This window comes from Chitinophagaceae bacterium, assembly GCA_016713085.1.
Classification (GTDB): domain Bacteria; phylum Bacteroidota; class Bacteroidia; order Chitinophagales; family Chitinophagaceae; genus Lacibacter.
Genome location: JADJPV010000002.1, coordinates 1426664 through 1450987, shown reverse-complemented (window position 1 = coordinate 1450987; position 24324 = coordinate 1426664). Strand labels below are relative to the sequence as shown.

The following is a 24324-nucleotide window of genomic DNA, read 5'->3' as shown; positions in this document are numbered from 1 at the left end:
TTAGTGGTATTTGTGGCATAATATTTGAAAATTCCTAGCAGGCTTTTGATAATGTTTTATTAAAAAAGTGTTAGAGAATGTGTTGTTTTAAAGTCGAATCCAATATACTATTTAAAAATTCAAATCCGTATCTAAATGAAACCCATTTTTTACTTCTTTGGGAGTAAACTGTCGCATGTAATATTAGTTTTAAGTTTTTTAAGTATTGTTCAGGCTGTACAGGCAACCAGTTATTACTTTTCAACTTCAACAGGCGATGATTCCCGTTCAGCAGCTCAGGCACAAAATCAGGCAACTCCTTGGAAATCTATCAGTAAGCTAAACTCTATGTTTGGTAGTTTTGTTGCTGGAGATGAAATTCTGTTTAAAAGGGGTGAAGTTTTTTCAGGATCTATCAACATTACAAAGGCAGGGTTGATTTTTTCAGCTTATGGAACGGATGTTGCCAATCCGGTAATTTCAGGATTTACAGATTTGGTTTGGACAAATATAGGTGGCAATAAATGGGAAAGCCAAGCTCTTTCTGTGAAACCATACTTAGTATTAATTAATGATAATTATACATTGCCTTCCCGGATGCCTAAAACCGGATATTATAATTATGAAAGCTCAGGCGGAACTAATAGAATTACTGATAATCAGCTTACCGGCGACTGGAATGGAGGCGAAGTTTTTGTACGCAAGAATCATACAATCTGGGATAAAGGGGTAATAACCCAATCAGGAACTTCAATTACTTTTCCCAATTTATACGGGGATGGATTTATGAATGGTTATGGATACTTTATTCAAAATCACGTTTCTGCATGTACCCAGCAAAATGATTGGGCATATACTTCGTCAACTAAGAAAATAACACTTTACTCTACTGCTGTTCCGGTAAATTGTAAGGCTGCACAGGTTGCTTCTCTTATAAATGATAATGGATATAAAGCAACAGTTGATGGTATTGATTTAACCGGAGCGAATGAATATGCTGTAAATGCAATCAACATAACATCAGGGGGCTTCATAATTAGAAATTCAAATGTTACCAATAGTGGTAATCAGGGTATATATCTTTGGAATTCTCCAAATTCTCTAGTAGAAAATTGTACACTTTTAAACACAAACAGTTTTGCGGTTCAGGCATCTACCTGTGCTAATGTTGTTTTCAGAAACAATACTCTGATAAATACGGGAATTGAAGGACAAGGAAAATATGCTGAATATGTAGCAATGGAAGTTGCAAATAGCTGCACCAACGCTCTTATTGAGTATAATACAATTACCAACACAGGTCATAACGGTATTAATATTTATTTTTCAAATGGGGTTATTGTCAGAAATAACTATGTGAATACTTTTTGTAAGACAAAAGATGACGGGGGAGGTATTTATTCCTGGCTGGGAAGTGGAAATGGAACCTATTCTGGCATACAAATTCTCAATAATATTGTGTTGAATGGGATAGCTGCCCCACAAGCTAGAACTGATGTTACCTATCAGGCTGCTTTTGGTATTTATCTGGATGATAATGTTGGGAATGTGTTGGTTTCAGGAAATACGGTGGCAAATTGTGCTATGGCAGGTATTTACCTTCATAGCACTAATAATATAAGTTTGATAAACAATACTTCATATAATAATGGCAGTTCAAGTATTGACCCGGCAGGGGCATCTCAGATTTTCTTGGCGTCAAACAGTTTCCAGATAAATAATATGACATGCACCGGGAATATCTTTTTTGCTAAAGAAACATATCAATATCCTTTCCAGGCTGATTACAATACCAATACAATTGCCAGTTCTTTTGTAAACTTGAATAATAATTACTATTGTCATCCAATAAAAGAAAGTTCTTATTCCGCCAGAACATATGTTTCAGGAACTCCAACTGCAATATTTCACACTTTACCTGGATGGAAATCATATACAGGGCAGGATGCTGCAAGCAGTTATACGGCAAAAACGATTACGTCAACTTCTGAATTAAGATTTGAGTACAACCCAACTGCAACATCAAAAATGGTCAGCCTGGGCGCAACTTATATTGATAGTAAGGGAGCAACCTATGCGGGATCGATTACACTTGCTCCTTATTCATCAGCTGTATTGATTTATCAATCAGGGACAATTAATCAGCCACCAACAGCCAATGCCGGTGCAAACCAGGCAATCACTTTACCTGTAAATACCGTAACACTGAACGGCAGCGGAACAGACATAGATGGCTCAATTGCCTCTTACCAATGGACCAAGATTGCCGGGCCAGCTACTTTTACTATTGCCTCAGCAACTTTAGCACAGACAGCAATCAACAACCTTATTCAGGGAACATACCAGTTCGAATTGAGAGTAACTGATAACCAGGGAGCCATTGGCAGAGACACCATCTCTGTATCAGTGAACCCTGCACCAGTGGTGAACGTAGCACCCACCGCCAATGCCGGTGCAAACCAGGCAATCACTTTACCTGTAAATACCGTAACACTGAACGGCAGCGGAACAGACATAGATGGCTCAATTGCCTCTTACCAATGGACCAAGATTGCCGGGCCAGCTACTTTTACTATTGCCTCAGCAACTTTAGCACAGACAGCAATCAACAACCTTATTCAGGGAACATACCAGTTCGAATTGAGAGTAACTGATAACCAGGGAGCCATTGGCAGAGACACCATCTCTGTATCAGTAAACCCCGCACCAGTAGTGAACGTAGCCCCAACAGCTAATGCCGGAGCGAACCAGACAATTACTTTACCAGTAAATACAGTTACGCTGAACGGCAGCGGAACGGATACAGACGGAACAATTGCCTCTTACCAATGGACCAAGATTGCCGGGCCAGCTACTTTTACTATTGCCTCAGCAACTTTAGCACAGACAGCAATCAACAACCTTATTCAGGGAACATACCAGTTCGAATTGAGAGTGACTGATAACCAGGGAGCAATTGGAACAAGCACAGTAACAATAACTGTAAACCCCGCACCAGTAGTGAACGTAGCCCCAACAGCTAATGCCGGAGCGAACCAGACAATTACTTTACCAGTAAATACAGTTACGCTGAACGGCAGCGGAACGGATACAGACGGAACAATTGCCTCTTACCAGTGGACCAAGATTGCAGGACCAACAAGTTTTACTATTGTATCAGCTGCATCTGCACAAACAGTCATTAACAATTTAGTACAGGGAACTTACCAGTTCCAACTGCGGGTTACTGATAACCAGGGAGCAAGCGGAACAAGCATTGTTACAATAATTGTAAACCCTGCACCAGTTGTGAACATCGCACCAACAGCCAACGCAGGATCGAATCAAACAATTATCTTACCAGTAAATACAGTTACACTGAACGGCAGCGGAACAGACGTTGACGGAACAATTGCCTCTTACCAGTGGACCAAGATTGCTGGACCAACAAGTTTTACTATTGTATCAGCTGCATCTGCACAAACAGTCATTAACAATTTAGTGCAGGGAACATACCAGTTCCAACTGCGGGTTACTGATAACCAGGGAGCAAGCGGAACAAGCATTGTTACAATAATTGTAAACCCTGCACCAGTTGTGAACATCGCACCAACAGCCAACGCAGGATCGAATCAAACAATTATCTTACCAGTAAATACAGTTACACTGAATGGCAGCGGAACAGACGTTGACGGAACAATTGCCTCTTACCAGTGGACCAAGATTGCAGGACCAGCATTTTTTACCATTGCTTCAGCAACCTTAGCACAAACAGGTATCAATAGTTTAATACAGGGAACTTACCAGTTCGAGTTGAGAGTAACTGATAACCAGGGAGCCGTTGGCAGAGATACCATCTCTGTATCAGTAAACCCTGCACCAGTAGTGAACGTAGCCCCAACAGCTAATGCCGGTGCAAACCAGACAATTACTTTACCAGTAAATACAGTTACGCTGAACGGCAGCGGAACGGATACAGACGGAACAATTGCCTCTTACCAGTGGACCAAGATTGCAGGACCAACAAGTTTTACTATTGTATCAGCTGCATCTGCACAAACAGTCATTAACAATTTAGTACAGGGAACTTACCAGTTCCAACTGAGGGTTACTGATAATCAGGGAGCTTTTAGTACAAGTACAGTAACAGTAACTGTTCTTTCACCAGCACCTCCACCTGCTCCAATTGCGCCAGTGGCTAACGCAGGTTCTGACAAGACGATTACTCTTCCCACTAACAGTGTAACACTAAATGGAGTCGGAACAGATGTTGATGGAACAATTGCTTCATACCAGTGGACAAAAATATCAGGACCTGCCACATTCAGCATTGGTACTCAAAATCAGGCTAACACTGCTGTTAATAACCTGGTTGAAGGTGTATATCTGTTTACATTGAGAGTAACTGATAATACAGGAATGACCGGTTTAGATACAGTAAAAATTACAGTGAACTCTGACATCACCAGTCTTACGACTACCACAACTGCAAGTAAACTTTATCCTAATCCTGCTGCTACTTATATCAATGTTTTAGTTGACGGGAAAAATATCAGTACAAAATCGTTTATAAGTATTTATAATACGAATGGTATAATTGTATATCAGCAACGGTTAGAAAAAACGCAGACAACTACAGTCAAATACATTGATGTCAGCAGATTAACAAAAGGAGCATATGTACTGAAGTTAACCTACAGTCAAACGAAGACAGAAACCATGAAATTTATGTTACAGTAATAGAAATCTTTCGAACATAAAAAAACCTCTTAAAAATAAGAGGTTTTTTTGTGACCGCGTTAGGATTCAAACCTAAAACCTTCTGATCCGTAGTCAGATGCTCTATTCAGTTGAGCTACGCAGCCTTCCGTTTTGTGGGCTGCAAAAATAAGGGAAAATTGACAAGAGGCAAAAGCATTTTTGAAACATTTTCGTTAATGTATTTCTTAACAAGTCACAGGTGCCTTTAAAAAATCCGGGTAAACCAAATAATACCGGTGGTTTCATATGGTGCATACTGTTTGTCTCAATCCTACGCAACCGTTTTCGTGTAGCAGGCCGCTTAAGTTTTAATATATTTGGGCCGATTAATAAAGAAAACCAATCGTATGCCCAAAAAGATTGTACCAATAGACCTTATAGACAGTTTTGAAAAGATCCCTACTAAAATTTTTCATACAGCCAGGGAAGGCTCCGTATTTGCAGCTCAGCAAGTTGCCCAACTGATCAGGGCAAAACAGGAAAATAATGAAAAATGTGTATTGGGACTGGCAACAGGATCAACACCAAAATCACTGTATTCGGAACTTGTACGGATGCATAAGGAAGAAGGGTTGAGTTTTAAAAATGTGATTGCATTTAATCTCGATGAGTATTATCCGATTGAAAAAGATGCCATCCAGAGTTATCAACGCTTTATGAAGCAGCAGTTGTTTGATAAAGTAGATATTGATCAGAAAAATTGCCATATACCTGATGGTACAGTGGAGAAAGAAAATATCAAACAGCATTGTTCTGCTTACGAGCAGATAATATCAGATGCAGGCGGAATTGATCTGCAAATACTTGGTATTGGAGTAAACGGTCATATTGGATTTAACGAACCGGGATCAAGTGTATTTACCAAAACAAGATTAACCACACTCACCAACTCAACACGTCTTGCTAACAGTTATGAATTTGCAAACATCAGTGCAGTTCCCCGTTTGGCAATAACAATGGGAATTGGAACAATTGTAAAAGCAAAAAAAATCATTCTCATGGCCTGGGGCTCTACAAAAGCACCGGTTATTCAACAGTCTGTTGAGGGTGATGATACAGAACAGGTACCAGCCTCTTTACTCCAAAACCATGATGATGTAACATTTTTTATTGATGAAGCAGCTGCCGGAGAATTAACACGTTACAAAAGTCCGTGGCTTACAGGCGACTGTGAATGGACAAAGAAAATGATCAAAAAAGCCGTGGTAAACATGGCATTGAAACTGGGTAAACCGATTTTGAGTTTAACCAATACAGATTATAATGAATATGGTTTAAGTGATCTTCTTGTTGAGAAAGGCGATGCTTATGAAATTAATCTTGAAGTTTATTATCTTCTGCGTGACAGTATTACCGGATGGCCGGGTGGCAAACCAGATGTAATAATGCCTTCGCATCCTGAACGCAGCGAGCCTTATCCAAAAAAGTTATTTTATTTTCACCACACCCTGATGATGATATTATTTCGATGGGGGGGAACATTTCCAGCGACTGCATGATCAGGGACATGAAGTGCATGTAGCTTATCAAACAAGCGGCAATATTGCTGTAACAGATGAATTTGTTACACGGTTTATGGATTTTGCTGTTGGTTTTGAAGAGATGTTTGGTGTTGACAGTCAAAAATCAAAAAGCATTCTGGCCGAAGCAAGAGGATATCTGGAAAACAAAAAATCGAACCAGGTTGATACAGCCGACATAAGAAATATCAAAGGATTAATCAGAAGATGTGAAGCAGCAGCTACCTGCAGATATGTTGGTTTGAAAGAAGGGCAATGGCATTTTCAAAACTTACCCTTCTATGAAACGGGAACTATTGAGAAAAGTCCGATGGGAGAGGAAGATGTGCTGCTTACCATGAAACTGTTGCGTGAAATAAAACCACAGCAGGTGTATTGTGCAGGTGACTTTGCTGATCCGCATGGAACCCATCTTGTTTGTTTTAATGTAGTTCTGGAATCATTGAAACGAATTAAAGCTGATGGAGATGAATGGATCAACGATTGCTGGCTCTGGTTATACAAAGGTGCGTGGCAGGAATGGCATATTGAAGAAATAGAAATGGCCATACCAATGAGCCCTGAACAGGTGATGAAAAAACGCTTCGGTATTTTCATTCACCAGTCGCAGAAAGATATGGTGCCATTTCAGGGTAGTGATAGCCGTGAGTTCTGGCAAAGGGCGGAAGAACGTAATTCTGCAACTGCTGATTTGTATGGCAAACTTGGACTTACACAGTATGCCGCCATTGAAGCATTTGTGAAATGGCACTTCTAAAGCTGTATAGAAAAATTGATAACTATAAAATCCAGAAAAATGAGTGTGGTTTTCTTTTCAACTGACGAAGCATCTTTTTTAAAGGGAATTCTTGAAGAAAGAAAAAAAGATGTGGAAGGAGATATTACTCACTTCATTCAAAGTGACATAAATTTTTATTATGCTCCTGTAGTTTCATGCATTGAGAAATTGAAGTCCGGAGGAGTAGATAATTTTAGCAAGAGAGAAGTCGAAATAATTAAAAGTTGCATAACCGATAAATATGATTCCTTAAGTGGGAAGAATGAAGGATTTGAAGATGAAAGTGTAAAGAATACGATTAGTTCTGTAATGCTAAAAATAAAATAGCACACTTTTTTATTTGTTTGCTGTGAAGAAGTTTATAATATTATTGTACAGAGAAGTATATAAAACTATTTCAATATTCCTTCCAAACTTCCTCCCTTCACAAATAACCGGTCAATCTTTTTTTCAACAGCAGGATCTTTCTCAACAGGTGGTGCATGATGCGGCTTTAATCTTGCATCAAAAACCACAGGACCATGGCAGCCCCAATGCTTATGATTGATGAATGAATTGATGCCATACACATCATGTGAAGGATTACACCTTGTATAGGTAATCCATAAGTAATTGCGGAGATTGGCAGAGGTGAATGAACTGTCGTCACAGACAATAAGCTGAACAACTTTTTCCAGTTCATTGTTCATGGTTGATAGCTGATGACTTAATACATCCATCTCCTTTGCCGCTTCATCATAGGTTGTAAATTTCTTTGTTTTCAATGCAACAACACCCGGCATACAAAGCTGTGCATTTTCAAAATTCTGTAACTCTTTTAATACTACCGGAACTTCTCTGCACAATTCTCTTTTCTTTTCACCATAGGCAGCGAGCACTAATTTACTTCCACTGTTTAAACCTGTTCCTGAATAATCTAATGTATCAATGGTAGTATTGGTATAAAAATGCAGGTCTCTTGCAAGATCGATCCGTTCAAAAATATACTCTAAGTATTCCTGTACCTGATGTGTGTGCAGTTGATTGCTGTCATCAGCAGTAATAAATAAAAATTTTGCCAGACTTAACTGTCCCGTTCCCAACACATGATTGGCAATGGTTAGAATTTCAGCAGGTTGTTTTGCCGGCATGTATGGAGTGTAACGCTCACTGCCGATAGCAAGTAATAACGGATGCACTCCTGCCGCATCAACAGCATGCACTTCTTTTAATCCGGGTACTTCCTGCGGAATGGCATTGCCTGTTAACTCATGAATCAATTCCCCAAAGCTGGTATCTTCCTGTGGCGGACGGCCAACAACTGTAAATGGCCAGATGGCATTTTTCTTTGCATACACATTGTTCACTTTCATCAAAGGGAAAGGATGTGTTAAACTGTAATAACCCAAATGATCACCAAACGGACCTTCAGGTTTATTATGAAGAGGATCGACTTCACCGGTGATTACAAAATCGGCATCGGTACTGATGGCATCACCCAGTTCATCATACGCATAATGAAATCTTCTTCCTCCCAACACTCCGGCAAAAGTCATTTCACTGATGCCTTCAGGCAAAGGCATTACTGCACTTAATGTATGTGATGGCGGGCCGCCAACGAAACAGCTGACTTTTAACGGCTGACCTTTAGCATTTGCTTTTGTTTGATGAATACCAATACCACGGTGCAATTGATAATGCAGACCGATTTCTTTATTTAATTCATATTCATTTCCACTTAACTGAATACGGTACATGCCAAGGTTTGATTGCATGATGCCTGGTTTATCAGCATCTTCCGTATATACCTGCGGCAGTGTAACAAACGCACCGCCATCCATGGGCCAGTGATGAATCAAAGGCAAATCGCTGATCTTTATTTTATCAAACGAAAAAGAACTTTTCTTTTTTGGTAAAGCTTTCAATGCAGCTAACCCCGTACTGAAATTCTGAATGGGATGTTTGATGGCTTTGATGGGATCGCCTTTGAGTTCTATTAATTTCTGTACCAGTTGAAATGTATCACGGAAAATAAATTTGCTGCGATCTAATGTGCCGAAAATATTGGAAGCAGCACGGTACTTACTTCCTTTTACATTTTCAAACAGCAGGGCAGGGCCCTTGGCTTCATATACACGGAGATGGATAGCTGCCATTTCAAGATAAGGATCAACTTCTTCTTTGATCCGCACAAGATGACCATTCTTTTCAAGGTCGAGTAAACATTCTTCGAGTGAATGATAAGCCATAGTGGTACAAAGGTAGGTAGAGAATAGTTTCGAGTTTCAAGTTGCTGGTTACTGGTTATGGGTTATGGGTGGCTCTCTGAAGTTTAACGCATCTTCTTTTTTCAGCCAGTAAAAAATATGCTGTTAAACAAAATACGAAACGGTAAAAGTTATAAGTACCCGTAACCCCTAACTCATAACCGGTAACTGATTTTAAACAAAATCGCCTTATACGTGTTTAAACAACTTCACACATCTTTGCAGTATGGTTCAGGCATATAATTTTTTAGCGTCGTGGCAATTGTTCCCGGAAAAATGCAGTTATGAATTTGGTGAAACACCCAAGAGCGGTAACTGTAAAATAGAATCGGTGAAGAATGGAACAGAACTGGCATTGAGTTTAAATTGGGTTACGCATTTAAACGAAGCCTTTTTCACATCTTACAATTTTGTTCCTGATGGCGCATTACATGAATTTGAAAACAAAGAAGTAGCCCAAAAGATCCGGGCAGAAATTTCCAATTCATCAACCATGACAGTTGAACTGCTTACCAACGGGCAGGTGAAAGTTTCTGCAACACATGAAATACTTCCCAACGGCTTTTTGAAAATTACACAGGAAGGGGTTACACCTTAATACAAGCGGTTTAAAAACGTAGAAGTGTATCACAAACAGATGAGTGTGTTACCCTATGCATCCAGTGTAAGTGGCGTTGCCATCCGTCCAACAAAAGAAGGTGTGATCCGGCACCAGGCTTTAACGGCTATGGAAGAGCAGACGAATATGCAGCTGGATCAGATCAAACAACAGATTGAATTGCTGGCCCGGCAGGCGCAGGAAATTGTGAAACGGAAAGAATTATCATTGATGATTTATGAAGCAAAGCTCAACTTTCGTCCGGTCATCGGACAGGTATATCATTTATATCAACGCAATGATGATTCGTATCTGCTGTCGCTGATCAGTCCGCAGGAGTGGGGAGATGGTGGCCCATTCAAACAATTTGTAGCTTCGGCGAAATTACTGGCCGATCATACGTGGGTGGAGATATGAGGAGGGATGATGTAAGATGTATGATGTATGAAAAGCATAAGTATTTGGAGAGGTTAATAAACTAATTGAATATGCATTTAAAATTTCCGATTGAAGTAAAGAAAAGCAAAGTAGCCGGTAAAGGTGCGTTTGCGTTAAAAGCTGTTCCTGCAAAAAAGAAGCTGGGAAATATGGCAGGAGAAATCATCAGTTACAAAGAAGCACAACGCAGAGTAAAACAGCAACATGCAGGTGAACTGCTGATGGTGGAGTTTGATCATGAGCCGATTGCTCTGGATGCAAGTAAAAACAGAAATGCACTTTCATATATCAATCATTCATGTGATCCAAATACGTATATGAGAAGAGCTTATCAGCAGGTGGAGTTTTATACATTACGTCCCATTAAAAAAGGAGAGGAGTTAACCTGTGATTATGGCGAAACACATCATGATGGAAAGCTGCCCTGTAAATGCGGTGCAAAGAATTGCAGGGGATATATTTAATAGTTCGCCTTTCTTTTGTAACCAAACATAAGGTATACCAGGAAACTGATAACCGGGACAAAAATAAAGAAGAGTACCCATAATATCTTCGTATTGTCATTTATATCAGTTCGCTTCCGAACGAACATAATGAACGTAAGAATAACAGCTCCAATCAGGAAAAAAATTAAAGAAAGAAGAAAATAGCCAAAGAAGTTAGTCAGGTGTTCCATTGTTTCATTCGGGTTTGAAACCCAAAGCTAAAAAAAAGAATAGAGTATTCAAAGCCCGGTGGTGAAACTCTGTTACCAGTGTTGATTCTTCCTAACTTTGTTTCATGACGAAACTCTCCGTTAACATCAACAAATTTGCAACTCTCCGCAACAGCCGTGGAGGAAATAATCCCGATGTATTGAAGGCCGCCATTGATGCACAACGCTTTGGTGCAGATGGGGTTACCGTTCATCCAAGACCCGACGAACGGCATATCCGGTATGATGATGTAAGAGAAATTAAAAAAATCATTACTACTGAGTTTAATATTGAAGGCAATTGCCGTGAACAATCTTTTATTGACCTGGTGCTGGAAGTAAAACCCGACCAGGTAACACTGGTGCCCGATACATTGGGGCAATTAACCAGCGATCATGGATGGGATACAATTCAAAATAAAAAGTACCTCATTGAAGTTGTTGATCTGTTCAAAAAAGCAGGGATCCGTGTTTCATTGTTTGTTGATCCTGAAGTGAGAATGATTGAAGGTGCTGCTGCAACCGGAACCGACCGTGTTGAATTGTACACCGAAGGTTATGCCAAACGCTATGCAGAAGACCCATCTGATGCAGTTTATCCTTATCTCGTTGCTGCAACAAAGGCAAGGGCATTAGGGCTTGGGTTGAATGCAGGCCATGATCTCGACTTACAGAACCTTGGCTATTTTGCCAAATCCATTCACTGGGTTGATGAAGTGAGTATTGGTCATGCATTGATTTGCGATGCATTGTATTTGGGATATGAAAATGTGGTGCAGTTGTATAAAAGGCAATTGAATGCGAAATAAAGAAAATGAACGGAACCGATAGATAAATCAGAATTGCGGATTTAACTGTTAAATTAATTTTGCCGAATTGTATATATTCAAAGAAACCTGCACGAGTATTTCTTTTGTCAGTAATAAGAAATCAGTAAAATGACTATTAAAAATGTGTTATTTTATTAGAATTGAACGGGTAAGTTTTCTTTTGCCATTATTCCAAATGATATAGTAAACTGATGCCGGAAGCAAACTCACATTAACTTCTGTTTGCACATTACTTTTAGCCACAGTAATCTCTTTTACCTTTCTTCCGGCTACATCAAAAAACTGTAGGGTTGCTTCATTTGCTGACGAAGGATGTCTAATAAGAATAATACCGTTGCCTGGGTTTGGTGTTGCTGTGAGTTCTGCAGAGTTGATAATGGAAGAAAAAGGCAAACCTGTTGCTGTTTCGTAAGTAAATCCTGTTTTGGAGGCCACTCCTCCCGGAGTTGTTACTTCTACAGTTCCGGTTGCGCCATTGCTCACAACTGCTGTAATAGTCGCAGCATTTAATACACTGAATGAAGTTGCTGAAACACCACCAAATTTTACAGAACTGGTACCCGTAAAATCAGTACCTGTAATAGTAACTGTAGTACCCGAAGGAGCAGAAGCCGGAGCGAAAGAAAAAATTACAGGTTGCGGAACTGATAATATAGCATCTGCACCGATGTCAACAGGCGTTAATCCGGATCGCAATTCATCATCAAAGTCATGAGTAACTGACGGCTCAATTATACCGGCAGCATTGGCAATTGTGGGCAGTTGAATATGAAGGTTGGTGCTGGCAGTATTGGCAGCAGGTGCAATAAAATTTGGGTCACCTGCCAGCGAGTTATTGTCATTCGAAATAGCCGACTGCCAGGCTGCCAATGTTAAATAGCGGATGTTGTTATAACCTCCTGTAAAGCTGTTTATACCATTTACCCAATAAAGGTTATTGCTCATAACTAAACCTGATAAGGTGGTGGTGAATTGGGGATTAAAAACTACGGCATGATTAAAAGTCCACACATTTGCCGTAGCCTGAGAGTGCATATTCACCAGGATATTATTGGTAACCCGGCAAATGGAGGTGTTCTTTTTGATCAAATTAAGTGCATCGGCACTTCTATCGCCTGTTCCTGCTATATACACTGAATTATGAGTAATGATACTTGTATCTATTGCAGCTTTTATTCCGTTGTACTCATTCAATTTGTTCATAGGGTTGCCCATCAAATCAACACCCAAACTAATCATATTATTCGTGATACTGAGATTGGTTACAGACTGGGAAGCTTCTATACCAGTAACAATACCTGTACCATTAGTAGACGACATCTGAAAACTATGAATAAAATTTTTCGAAATCTCAACACCGTTACACAAATCAAGTAAAATGCCTTGAATTCCCGAAGCCTGCTGTGCACTTACAGAGAGATTATAAAAATGATTCCCTTTAATAACAGTTCCACTCAATGCACCTGAAACAGAGATGCAACTGATACTAAGAAGCGTGTCCATTGATGAAGCTGACATGTCAAAATCTGTAACAACATTATTCAGTACCTGTGGTTTTCCTCCAAATAATTTTATACCTGTGGAAGTGCCATAGAAGTGTGCTATTTTGTTGTCAGCAATCCTGTTGGCTATTAGGTAGGAATCAGACCATAAAGGACCATTGGCAGAAACACGCAGTTCAATGCCAATGGCAGCGCCATTAGTCATTACTCTTGAATCGAGGCTGCTGTTTAATGTTGTGCTGCCAATTGTGTTATTTGAAATATCAATATAACCTGCTTTCTGCTCAGCTACATGAATTCCTCTTAGTACAGTGCCCAAGTAGTTCGTGGCAGATGGCATACATTTTATTCCTCCAATTTTATTATTTTTTATAAATAAACTGTCGGTAACAGCAGTATTGAAAGTATTATAGCCAACAAGTATTCCTGTAACGGAAGGATTATCGAGATATGCAGATGTTGTGTAAATACTTTCGTTCTGTGTCATGTTTCCAATTGTGTTTCCGGAAATATTACCGCAATTCACTTTGCCGCTTAGAATATGTATTCCGGCAAAACCATCAACTCCTCCGCTGCTTAATGACATTGTCCATCGAATATTCTGTATAGTATTGTTTTGAATACTGGTATACGAGTTCTTTCCTGCTGCCACTATTATACCATTAAATCTTCCATTAACCTGATAAGCGCTGCCTGTGCACAAAGGAGCCGAACCACCAATATAATTATCAGCAATTATATTTGCTGATGTTGTATCGTTAATACAGATTGCATTTACATCGCCAGTGCCAGAAGCGGCAGGATCCTGGTAAAAACTATTGGCTGAAATCTCCCATCCTTCATTGTTTTTGTCGAGCCAAATACCATTGGCTGTGCCTGTTGTATGAACATTGAAACCGGTGATACTGCAATTTTGTATTTTATTTCCTGTGTTTTTTGCCGCTGTGCTTTCTGCATAAATACAATTCAAAGGGTGGCCACTCGAGTTTCCGGATATCTTACAATTTCTGATAATATTGTTTGTATTTCCCCCTGTTAAAAAAACAACTGCTCCATTATTTACAGAAGTGTTAACGCCGGAAATATTAACGTATTGAACAATATTCTCTGCAGCATTATCAGAAAAAACAATTGCATTATTTGTTGCGCCTGTACAGGCTATACTTAACTGGCTGACAGTACCCGTTCCTCCTGGGCGTCCATCAATGATTGTATATTTTGAATTACTTAGAAATAAGATTGAATTTACCGAAGACATCTTCACATTAACAGCGCCTGCCTCCGGACGCAGTGTTATAGTATTGGCAGGAGATACACATGGTATGTTTGCAAAAAAAACAGATTCTGTAATAGTGGTGTAGTTGCTTTTTATTTCCAGTATTACCGGACCTCCAACTCCATTTGACCGCAATGCAGTTAGAGCAGCTGTAATTGTTGCATAATCTCCGCCCGAACCAATTTTATAAATTCCCTGCATATTGCAGGGCTGTGAAATTGATTTGATTGCCAAGAAAAATGTTATTGCAAACAAGGGTATTCGCATACGGAAGGTGTTATTAATATTATTAACGGGAAGTTTTTTCTGATGAATTTAAATAAAGAAACTTTATCCTTAAAATTAGGAAAAATGCAGTTATGAAGAAATGGTTTTCTCTTTATCCCGGTTCAATATTGGAATTTACTTCAGAAAAGCGGCTGCAAGCTATTTATGATCAGTTCTATCAGCAAATGATATTGAGAGATTCAGAAACAAGAATTGCTTTTATATCAAAAGATGATAAAAAACAGGAGTATCAATTTGAAGTATTTAGGGACTATATTATTCTTCATGGAAGAATGGGACGTTCTATAAAAGGTGACATATCCGGATGGGGTATCTTAAGTAAGAATAATAATAAAGTTGAATGCAAGGTTTTTCTTAAGTCCGGTAGTGTCTCAACCTCTGTGATTTTGTCTATTCTTTTTATTTGTTTATTGGGAGTAGTTTACAGGGCTGTCGTACTCAGCCACTTTGAATTGAGTGTCTATCTTTTTTTATTTATATTCTGCTTCTGCAATGAAAAGGGAAATGAGAATTGTAAAAGAGGAAATAGCTAATAAAGTGAAATGAAAATGGGCCGTTTAATCAGTCAGTCCAGCTTCGTCAAACTGATCGTATTTAACTACCAACTATAAACTACAAACTTTCTCACCCTCCCGTCTGCCCCGTTCTCACTTTAATCTTTTTCTTCCCTGAGTTTTTCTTTTCGTATTCTTCTACTTCTTTCGGCTTTGGTTTGGGTTTGTCTTCTTTCTTAACGGTGGTGGTTGTACCATCTTCACCGGGTTCTTTTTTAATGATGCCGTTGGCTGTACCTGTGCCGTCATCAATTTTACCGAGAATGAAATTTTCTTTCTTTAAAATTTTTCCGGTGCCGGGTTCGTAAATCGTCCAGATGCCATGTGCAACAGTGGAGCCTTCCATTTTTACTTCCACCAGGTACACTTTCTTGGGATCGTTTACATCATACACTTCCACCGTTTCAGTTGGATTTTCAGGATTATGAGCCAGCCAGCTTTCTTCACGCACAATATCGCCCATTGCATTGAAGTATTGCTGCTTGCCATGTTTATGTCCCCAACGGTAATTTTCAATCGCCAACAGATCACCCTGTAACGTGTATGATCTCCACGGGCCTTCTTTATTCCCGTTCTGGTATTCACCTTCTTCTTCATAACCCGGTTCACCTCTTATTTCATCGAAACGGTTTACCCACTTGCCCTGTTTTAAACCTTTTACATCAGTGCAGTTAAGCGTATCGCCTTTTACACCAATTGTATAGTCTTTGCACTGTGCTGTGCCGTTCATCCAAAAAAGAAAAAGGGCTACTGCACTTAACATCAACATTCGTAAGTTTGAAACTGTTCTTCCTTTCATAACATGAGATTTAAAAAACCAAAACCAATGCTCCCACTAAAAACGACAGCAAGTTTTAAAAATTGCCTGTACAAAGTTATCCCGATTCTCTCTTTTCTGCTTATTTCCCTTTCCTTGGGTGCACAAATCAAGCCAAGCACCGCTGAAGAAAGACAAAAAGGAATGCTGGTACGGAAAGAACTGGAAAAGAAGTCCTTACTGAAAGATGTGAAATTCCGCAATATCGGCCCTACAGTTATGAGCGGCCGTGTAACAGATATAGATGTAAATCCGCAGGACCCTACAGAGTTTTATGTGGCTTATGCCAGCGGTGGTCTTTGGTACACAAAAAACAATGGACAGTCATTCAGCCCCATTTTCGATAATGAAGATGTAATGACCATTGGCGATATCGCTGTGAAATGGTATGGCAACCGGATTATCTGGATAGGAACAGGTGAGGTAAACAGCAGCCGTTCTTCTTATGCAGGCAATGGTGTGTATAAGAGTATGGATGAAGGAAAAACATGGGAGTATCTTGGCTTACCCGAAAGTCATCATATCGGAAAAGTTCAACTGCATCCTACCGATCCTAATACTGCATGGGTTGCAGCACTGGGTCATTTATATTCAGCCAACAAAGAACGTGGTGTTTATAAAACAACCGATGGCGGTAAAACATGGAAACTCACTTTGTTTATAAATGAAAACACAGGTGCGGTTGAAATGGAAATGAATCCAAACAATCCGCTTGAATTGTATGCAGCTGTTTGGTACCGTACAAGAAGGGGATGGACGTTTGAAGAAAGCGGTCCAACATCGGGTATTTATAAAAGTGCAGATGGTGGTAATACATGGGCATTGATTACTGCACCCGGCAGTGGTTTTGCTGAAGGAAAAAAATTAGGAAGAATAGGATTGGCCGTTTATCCGCAAAATCCAAATACTGTTTATGCGGTGATTGATAATTATGAACCAAAACCTGATACTTCAAAGAAAGTGGAACCATCCGATACTGTTTTTCAGCTGAAGGATTTCAAAACCATCAGCAAAGAGCAATTGCTTGCAGCAGATTATAAAAAACTGGAAACATTTTTACGGAAGCAACGTTTTCCTGCAAAATATACAGCAGGAGTTGTAAAAGAAATGCTGAAGGCAGATAAAATTCAACCTATTGCTTTGTGGGATTATTTTGATGCAGGTGATGATGGTTTCAGCAATTCGGCCATTAAAGGATGTGAAGTGTACCGCAGCGATGATGCCGGTAAAACATGGAAGCTGGTGAATAACAAACTGCCGCAGGCATTCAGTACCTATGGATATTATTTCGCCAAAATATATGTTTCACCAACCAATGCAGATAAAATTGTTGTACTGGGTGTAAATGCATGGCTGAGTAAGGATGCTGGAAAAACATTTAAGAATATGGATAAAGGTAATGTGCATTCCGATCATCATGTGTTGTGGATTAATCCAAAGAAAGATTCGCACATCATTAATGGCAATGATGGTGGATTGAATATTTCTTATGATGATGGTGACAACTGGTTTAAAGCAAATTCGCCTGCAGTTGGTCAGTATTATGCAATTGCGGTTGATGATGCAAAGCCCTACAACGTGTATGGTGGTTTCCAGGATAACGGCACATGGTATGGCCCTTCTAACAATAAGGAAAGCAGCGACTGGCATGATGGAGGAAACTATGCTTTCAAATCAATCAATGGCGGCGATGGTATGCAGGTGCAGGTTGATACAAGAGATAATAATACCGTGTACACCGGTTCACAGTTTGGATCATATGCACGCATTGATAAATCCAAACCTTCTTTCCAGGGAAGAGTAAGTGTTCGTCCGGCGCATGAGTTAGGTGAAAAGCCATTGCGTTTCAACTGGCAATCACCCATTCTCTTATCAAAACATAACCAGGATGTATTTTATTTTGGAAGTAACCGATTTCACCGCAGTTTCAATAAAGGAGAAAATTCAGTCAACCTCAGTGCTGATTTAACGGGAGGAAAGAAGGAAGGCAATGTTCCTTTCGGAACTCTGGTTACGATGAGTGAATCGCCGTTGCGTTTTGGATTGATTTATACCGGCAGTGATGATGGCTTTATTCATGTTACAAAAGACGGCGGTTATACATGGGCGGCTGTTCATACAAAGCTTCCAAAGAATGTGCAGGGCTTATATGTAAGCCGGGTTATTGCATCGAAGTTCAAAGAAGGCAGGGTTTATGCTACATTGAATGGTTACCGTAACGATCAGTTCAATGCGTATGTGTTTGTAAGTGAAGATTATGGTACAAGCTGGAAACAGATTTGTCTTGATTTGCCGGTTGAACCCGTGAATGTGATTAAAGAAGATCCGAAAGCAGAGAATGTGTTATACATCGGCACAGATCATGGATTGTATGTTTCTGTTGATGGTGGTGCAAGTACAATGGCCTGGGCAGGCAGCCTTCCAAGAGTACCTGTTCATGATATTGCCATCCAGGAAAGAGAAAATGAAATTGTACTGGGTACGCATGGACGCAGCATTTACATTGCTTCGCTGAGCGAAGTACAGAAACTGGGCACAGATAAGGCTTATTATGAAAAGAAAAAGAGCGAATTGAAATAAGAAATAAAACCTCTGGGGTTTTTAAATCAGGTCAATGATAAATACACAGGCGGCTTAAACAAAGGAGGTTTTGGGTCAGGAAGAACAAAAAACGGTGTACTTTGTTATTCCTAACAGGATTAATTCAACCGATGCATCCATTGAGCAAATTATTTCGACTAAAGATCAGATCATTCAATAAAACAAAAACCATGAAACGTTTACTTACATTATTGCCTGTTTTCATTTTGCTGGTTTCTATTACAGCCTGTGCGCAGAATGCAAAACCAAGTCCTGCTGCCACTTCTGAATTCAAAGTGGGAACAGCCACAATCAAGATAGCTTACAGCGCTCCATCTGTAAAAGGAAGGGAAATCTGGGGTAAGCTGGTTCCTTATGCACAGGTTTGGCGTACCGGTGCCAATGAAGCAACTACATTTGAAACCGACCAGGATATTAAAGTAGAAGGCAAATCTCTTCCAAAAGGAAAATATGCCCTGTTCACCATTCCCGGGAAGGATGAGTGGGTGATCATTTTCAATAAAACTTCAAAACAGTGGGGTTCTTTCAGCTACAAAGAAGCCGATGATGCATTGAGAGTTACTGTTCGCCCTGGTTTAACAGGTACTCCTGTTGAGGTAATGAAGATTGAAGGAAAAGTAGACGGCAGTGTTTCAATAGCATGGGAAAAAATAGAAGTGATATTTTCAGTTAGTCAATAAAGAAAGCCATCAATGTTTTCCATCCCCCGAACCCACGGGGGATTTTTCATTTCACAGCTTTTCCACACATCTGCTGATTGGTTGTACGCTCAGCTTTAAATAAGTAGTTTGCACAAATAATGAAGGACACAAGAAATATTCTGCTGTTAGTCGTTTCTCTTTGCCTGGTGGGAACATGGGCCTATCATGTGTATGATAAAAATCAATATGTGCAGCAAGTGCCGGCAGTAATTCAAAAGGACAGTATTGCTGAACAAAAAGCGGCGAACGATTCTATTCGTAACAGTTACAGCAAAACATTGGCGCAAATGGATACTTCTGCTACAGAAAGTGAAGCAGATAAGACGGCCTATGCTGAGAAATCATCTGAAATTGACAGCCTTAAAAATGAAATCTATGCTATTCTCAATATCAATGCCATTACAAAAGAAGATTTGCGGAGAGCCGAAGAAAAATTAAGGAGCTGAGGCAAAAATTATCATCGGCCACCGGGAAACAGGATGTGCAGACTGACAATAAGAGTGCAACAACACAGATAAAAAATGCTGAGGCTGTGAACGTACCAAGAGCAAGAACTGAACAAAAAAATACACAACCAAATAATAAACAGGAAGCTCCGGCTGCATTACTCAGTGCAGTGAGCATCAGTTTCAGGGCTATTCAAAACGAAACAAAAGATCAGTCAACCACCAGGGCCAATGCAGCGGGATTCTTTTCTGTATCATGTCTGTTGCAAAACAGCGCAGTTTCTTTTACTGATACAGAACTTTTCATAGTATTAACAGATCCAAAAGGGAATGTGGTGCAGGATGATCAATGGCAGGCAGGTATGTTTTTAACCAGCCTCAACACACGGATTCCTTACAGCCGTAAAAGTATTTTCAATTATGCAAAAGGCGATGCAAAAAGGGTTACCGTTTCAATTGAGCCTTCCATTATTATGCAGGGGGCTTACAGTCTTCAGATCTATCATAACGGCACAAGAATCGGCAAATCTGACCTGCGGCTAAATTAAGCCCTGGTAATTGATGCAACTTAATCACATTTTTTACACAGTTACTGACATGCATTTAATAGGATGCCGATAAGCCTGTTGATTATGTTACTTTTACGGTCAGTCTTAAAATTATAACTACAACCATGCATAAAATTTACATTACCCGCCTGCTTTCCATTTTTTCCTGTTGTTCATTTCGAGTGTATCTGTTTCAGCTCAGGCAAGTTCCAAGTCAAAATTCAGCACACCCAATATTTATGCTGGTATTGAAGTGGGATCAAAGGGTGTAAAAATGAGTGTGATTGAGCTGAAGAAAAACGCAGAAAACGGAAACTCATTTACTATTCTGAAAGATACTTCTGTAAATACTGATTTCATTTCTTTTACACAACCCACATTCGATGCAACGATAAACGGGTTAACCTGGCTGTTCAATAAAGCAATGGGTGATTATAAAATTCCTTCTTCCAGGATCTTTACTGTTATCAGCAGTGGTGTAAAAGTGCAGGCCGAAAAAGATAACAAGAATGTATGGATTGAAAATTTTGTAAAAGCATTCAGGTCAAAAGTAAATGAACCTGAACGTAAGGTTGAAGTAGTAAGTGTATTACAGGAAGCTAAATTATCACATCTTGGAATTGTGCCGCTTGCCCGCAGATATAATACCTTCCTGATTGATATTGGAAGCGGTAATACGAAGGGTGGTTTTTTCCCTTATGGAAATGACAGTGAGTTTTATTTGTTCCAGTTAACATGGGGTACAAAAAGTACAGCTAATGCAACTGAGAAAATGTGTGCTGAAGATAAGTCGATGGAAAACTTTAACCGTCAGCTGGTACGTGTTGCTGCAGGTGCTGAAAGCTCAGAAATTATTTATGCCATCAACTCAAGCGGCAGTTATCCCGTAAGTGATCATGTAGCATTCAGTGGCGGTATTGCATGGGCGGCAGCTACATTAATTTATCCTGAACTCACCAATAATTCTGTTGTACCTGTTACATATGAAGATGTGCAGAGATTTGCTGAACGTCTTTCAACGAATTATGCATCCCTTTCAGAAACAGCTATTACAGACATGATCAGTGATGCTAAATGGGACAAGAGTGCAATTGGTAAAGAAGTAAAACGTGTGCATTCTGTTTTCGATCAGCGTTCCTTAATGTCGGGCACTGCACTGTTGCTGAAGATCATGCGTCAGTTTAAATCTGTAAACGAAACAAAGCAGTTTTATCTTATTAAAAATGGATCGGTAGGTTGGGTTTCGGCTTATGTTGATCAGGCTGTAGAATAAAACAGCTTTTACTCCGTAAAATATAGTGTTTACCAGTTCAGTTCTTTACGCTGTTTAATCAAAATTGAATCGGCTGCAATGCGCATTGCATTCAATGCAGTGTCACTGAATGCTGATTGATATTGCTGAATAGTCTTTGTCAGTTCACGTTCATAAGCTTCTGTATCTTTCTTTAACAAAAAGCGATCCCAGAAAAAACGTTTTACCGGTTTGTACACCGGATGTATATTCCTGATTTCATCTCCAATGATATAGTAGTAATCGATATTTGCCAGTTGATCTGCGGAAGCATCTGTTCTCACAACAGTTGAAAGACAATGATTGTAAAAATGATTATTGTACACATTGAAAGAATGTGTGAACAGCCAGTTAATGGCTGTTTTCTTATTGGAAGCAGAATCAGCACAAATGATTTGAAAGGCCTGTTTACTGCTGGCATCATACCACCATTCACGGCAGGATTTAAAATTAAAGGATAAACAGAATTGTGAAAGAAACACAACTGAAATGATGATCCAGTAAATACTTCCTGCAGAATTGTATTTTTCTTTTAACCAGGCTCCAGAAGCTGTAAGAAAACAAAGCAGAACAGGAATGTACAGGGTTGCTTTTCTACCATCAATATAATAGGTATTGAGCAGGTGCCGTTGTGCGATGGTAGAGGTAATAATAATCAATAATAACAGGAGCGACAGTACACTTGCTTTTGCATAGAAACTTGTAAATGCATTTTTTTTGCAGAGCAAATAATGTCTGACAAAAATCAAAACGCTGATGATGGTTCCTGCAATCAGCACGAAGCCAATTATTTTTACTGAGTTTTCTGATCCGGTTGAAAAAAAAGAATGACCATACAGCAAATCGTTAATAAAATTCTTAAAGGAAGTACTCCAGTCAGCTGTTCCCCATTTGAATTCATCCTGCCTGCGCAGAAAACTGATGGGCTTGTAAATGAGCAAAGCAAGAAAGCTGCTGATCAACAGAGGATAACTATTATTATTCACTAAAGTATTTACCAGAGATTTGCCATTCTCTGTTCTGAAAAATAGAATAGTCCCCAAATTTAACAGCAACCACAAACCAAGATATATGTTCAACCAGGTAAAGTTTGAGTACACTGCAAGTGCAGCAAAACAAAAGCTGAGAAGTAAGTATTTCTTTTCTGCATGCTGAAAATAAGTAATGAGCAATACAATCGCAGCTAAGGAAAAAGCATTAGCCATTCCGTATCCACGGGCAAGCGAAAAGAAGTCGAGCAGGTAGGGGACAGTACAAAGAATAAAAACACCTGCAATTCGCATAAACAGATTCTTCGAAAGCTGATGTATATACCAGGCAGCAGTTGCATAGTACAAAACAAAGAACAAAATATTGGGCAGTCTTATGCTCCATTCTTTCCATCCAAATGCTGTCACACTCCATTTCATAAGAATGGAATGAAGAATATGATTATTGGCTGTTTGAAATTGATTGGGTGCAAACATGATATCAGCTAACGCAACAGAAACAAGATCAGTTGTCGCACTTTCATCATGTGTTAATGAAAGCAAAATAGCACGTTGAAAAACATACCAGAAAAGCAATATGCCCATTAAAAGAATATCTATCGGGTAAATATTTTTTTTCATGCGTGAAAAAAATTATTTCTTTTTTTGCAGTCTGAATCCACAGGTATTGAAAATACGTAAAGAATCATTGATATCATCTTTGTTTTAACTGTTCCTGAAATGTTTTGGCATAGTGTTTGGCTAAGGGACATAAAATTATCATTATGAAGCTTAAATTAATTTGTTTGATTTTAACGGGTGTTGCTATCGGAAGTGTATCAGCTCAAAAATCTTCGGTGTTTTTAAAAGGAGGCTTAAACATGGCAAATGTGTCAATTGCAAAAGATGGCAGTATTGATGATGCAAAAACACTGGTAAGTTTTCATGCAGGACTTCAGGGTGATATCCCAATTGTGCCTTTTCTTTATTTACAGCCTGGTATTTTTTTTACTGGTAAAGGCACTAAAACACAATCAGGAAATACTACTGATCAGAGCTATTACAGGGCAACCAGTAACCCGATGTATATTGAAGTTCCTGTAAATGTGGTTTTGAAAGTTCCAATGGGGCGAGATTAAAATTCTTTGTAGGAGCCGGTCCATATGCAGCAATGGGTATTGCAGGAAAAAACAAAACAGAAGGAAAAATATTTGGTGTATCATTCAGCGGAGATGAGAAAATTAAATTCTCTAACGATGATCCAACTACTTCAGGCGAAGAAGGAGCAGGCTTTGGTATTATCCGCCGTTTTGATTATGGTTTAAACGGAACAATTGGTTTTGAAGGAGAAAAGGCATTGTTCTCTGTAAACTATGGCTTTGGTTTAGCAAAACTGCAATCGGGTAGTAACAGCAGTGCAGATGAAAATAACAAGCATAGAGTTTTGAGCTTTACAGTCGGGTTCAGATTGTAAGCTTACTGAACTGAAACAGGCGCAGCTGAAACTCC

19 protein-coding genes, 1 tRNA gene and 1 pseudogene are annotated in these 24324 nt (G+C 39.4%); 15 read left to right on the top strand and 6 right to left on the bottom strand.

Annotation, left to right across the window (positions count from 1 at the left end; all coding sequences use genetic code 11):
• Positions 1-135: 135 nt before the first annotated feature.
• Positions 136-4698 (top strand): right-handed parallel beta-helix repeat-containing protein, encoded by a 4563-nt coding sequence (locus IPK31_19180; protein MBK8089866.1) that lies wholly within the window; start codon positions 136-138, stop codon positions 4696-4698.
• A 51-nt stretch (positions 4699-4749) separates the two neighbouring features.
• On the opposite strand, the gene IPK31_19175 is transcribed toward IPK31_19180, so the two are convergent.
• Positions 4750-4823 (bottom strand) — tRNA-Arg (locus IPK31_19175).
• Positions 4824-5066: 243 nt separating this feature from the next.
• Between IPK31_19175 and nagB the strand changes: the two are divergent.
• Together nagB and IPK31_19165 are read left to right on the top strand one after the other, a co-directional pair.
• A pseudogene (gene nagB, locus IPK31_19170) lies at positions 5067-6996 on the top strand (glucosamine-6-phosphate deaminase).
• A gap of 39 nt (positions 6997-7035) precedes the next feature.
• Complete coding sequence (locus tag IPK31_19165) at positions 7036-7344, top strand: hypothetical protein (GenBank protein MBK8089865.1); 309 nt, start codon at positions 7036-7038, stop codon at positions 7342-7344.
• 65 nt (positions 7345-7409) lie between these two features.
• Here the strand turns inward: IPK31_19165 and IPK31_19160 are convergent, their stop codons facing one another.
• Complete coding sequence (locus IPK31_19160; GenBank protein MBK8089864.1) at positions 7410-9245, bottom strand: UbiD family decarboxylase; 1836 nt, start codon at positions 9243-9245, stop codon at positions 7410-7412.
• A 244-nt stretch (positions 9246-9489) separates the two neighbouring features.
• Between IPK31_19160 and IPK31_19155 the strand changes: the two genes are divergently transcribed.
• The 3 genes from IPK31_19155 (at position 9490) to IPK31_19145 (ending at position 10763) form a co-directional block, all read left to right on the top strand.
• Entirely contained in the window at positions 9490-9861 is a 372-nt protein-coding gene (locus IPK31_19155; GenBank protein ID MBK8089863.1) for a hypothetical protein, read from the top strand.
• Positions 9862-9900: 39 nt separating this feature from the next.
• A complete protein-coding gene (locus IPK31_19150) occupies positions 9901-10278 on the top strand; it encodes a DUF2452 domain-containing protein (GenBank protein MBK8089862.1) in 378 nt (125 codons plus the stop codon).
• A gap of 71 nt (positions 10279-10349) precedes the next feature.
• Positions 10350-10763 (top strand): SET domain-containing protein-lysine N-methyltransferase, encoded by a 414-nt coding sequence (locus tag IPK31_19145; protein MBK8089861.1) that lies wholly within the window; start codon positions 10350-10352, stop codon positions 10761-10763.
• Here IPK31_19145 and IPK31_19140 read toward each other — a convergent pair.
• The gene (locus IPK31_19140) at positions 10760-10975 is read right to left on the bottom strand and encodes a PLDc N-terminal domain-containing protein (protein ID MBK8089860.1); all 216 of its coding nucleotides are present in this window, start codon (positions 10973-10975) and stop codon (positions 10760-10762) included. The genes IPK31_19145 and IPK31_19140 overlap by 4 nt on opposite strands.
• 104 nt (positions 10976-11079) lie before the next feature.
• Here IPK31_19140 and IPK31_19135 point away from each other — a divergent pair, with 104 nt between their 5' ends.
• Entirely contained in the window at positions 11080-11802 is a 723-nt protein-coding gene (locus IPK31_19135; protein ID MBK8089859.1) for a pyridoxine 5'-phosphate synthase, read from the top strand.
• Positions 11803-11949: 147 nt separating this feature from the next.
• On the opposite strand, the gene IPK31_19130 is transcribed toward IPK31_19135, so the two are convergent.
• Positions 11950-14835, bottom strand: coding sequence for an IPT/TIG domain-containing protein (locus tag IPK31_19130; GenBank protein ID MBK8089858.1), 2886 nt, complete (start codon positions 14833-14835; stop codon positions 11950-11952).
• A gap of 125 nt (positions 14836-14960) precedes the next feature.
• Here IPK31_19130 and IPK31_19125 point away from each other — a divergent pair, with 125 nt between their 5' ends.
• Entirely contained in the window at positions 14961-15422 is a 462-nt protein-coding gene (locus tag IPK31_19125) for a hypothetical protein (protein ID MBK8089857.1), read from the top strand.
• A gap of 91 nt (positions 15423-15513) precedes the next feature.
• Here the strand turns inward: IPK31_19125 and IPK31_19120 are convergent, their stop codons facing one another.
• Positions 15514-16242 carry a hypothetical protein gene (locus IPK31_19120; GenBank protein MBK8089856.1) on the bottom strand — a complete coding sequence of 243 codons (729 nt, stop codon included), beginning with the start codon at positions 16240-16242 and terminating at the stop codon, positions 15514-15516.
• Between the two features lie 27 nt (positions 16243-16269).
• Between IPK31_19120 and IPK31_19115 the strand changes: the two genes are divergently transcribed.
• The 5 genes from IPK31_19115 (at position 16270) to IPK31_19095 (ending at position 21829) form a co-directional block, all read left to right on the top strand.
• On the top strand, positions 16270-18840 hold the full coding sequence (locus tag IPK31_19115) for a glycosyl hydrolase (GenBank protein ID MBK8089855.1): 2571 nt from the start codon (positions 16270-16272) through the stop codon (positions 18838-18840).
• A 191-nt stretch (positions 18841-19031) separates the two neighbouring features.
• Positions 19032-19541: a DUF2911 domain-containing protein gene (locus IPK31_19110; GenBank protein MBK8089854.1), complete on the top strand. Its 510-nt coding sequence runs from the start codon at positions 19032-19034 to the stop codon at positions 19539-19541.
• 119 nt (positions 19542-19660) lie between these two features.
• Positions 19661-20008, top strand: a complete 348-nt coding sequence (locus IPK31_19105) for a hypothetical protein (protein ID MBK8089853.1) — start codon at positions 19661-19663, stop codon at positions 20006-20008.
• Between the two features lie 35 nt (positions 20009-20043).
• Complete coding sequence (locus IPK31_19100; GenBank protein ID MBK8089852.1) at positions 20044-20556, top strand: hypothetical protein; 513 nt, start codon at positions 20044-20046, stop codon at positions 20554-20556.
• Positions 20557-20725: 169 nt separating this feature from the next.
• A complete protein-coding gene (locus IPK31_19095) occupies positions 20726-21829 on the top strand; it encodes a hypothetical protein (GenBank protein MBK8089851.1) in 1104 nt (367 codons plus the stop codon).
• Positions 21830-21858: 29 nt separating this feature from the next.
• On the opposite strand, the gene IPK31_19090 is transcribed toward IPK31_19095, so the two are convergent.
• Positions 21859-23457, bottom strand: coding sequence for a hypothetical protein (locus tag IPK31_19090; protein MBK8089850.1), 1599 nt, complete (start codon positions 23455-23457; stop codon positions 21859-21861).
• A 143-nt stretch (positions 23458-23600) separates the two neighbouring features.
• On the opposite strand from IPK31_19090, the gene IPK31_19085 reads away from it, so the two are divergent.
• Both IPK31_19085 and IPK31_19080 read left to right on the top strand, forming a co-directional pair.
• A complete protein-coding gene (locus tag IPK31_19085; GenBank protein MBK8089849.1) occupies positions 23601-23954 on the top strand; it encodes an outer membrane beta-barrel protein in 354 nt (117 codons plus the stop codon).
• Positions 23955-23986: 32 nt separating this feature from the next.
• The gene (locus IPK31_19080) at positions 23987-24289 is read left to right on the top strand and encodes a hypothetical protein (GenBank protein ID MBK8089848.1); all 303 of its coding nucleotides are present in this window, start codon (positions 23987-23989) and stop codon (positions 24287-24289) included.
• Positions 24290-24324 lie beyond the last annotated feature (35 nt).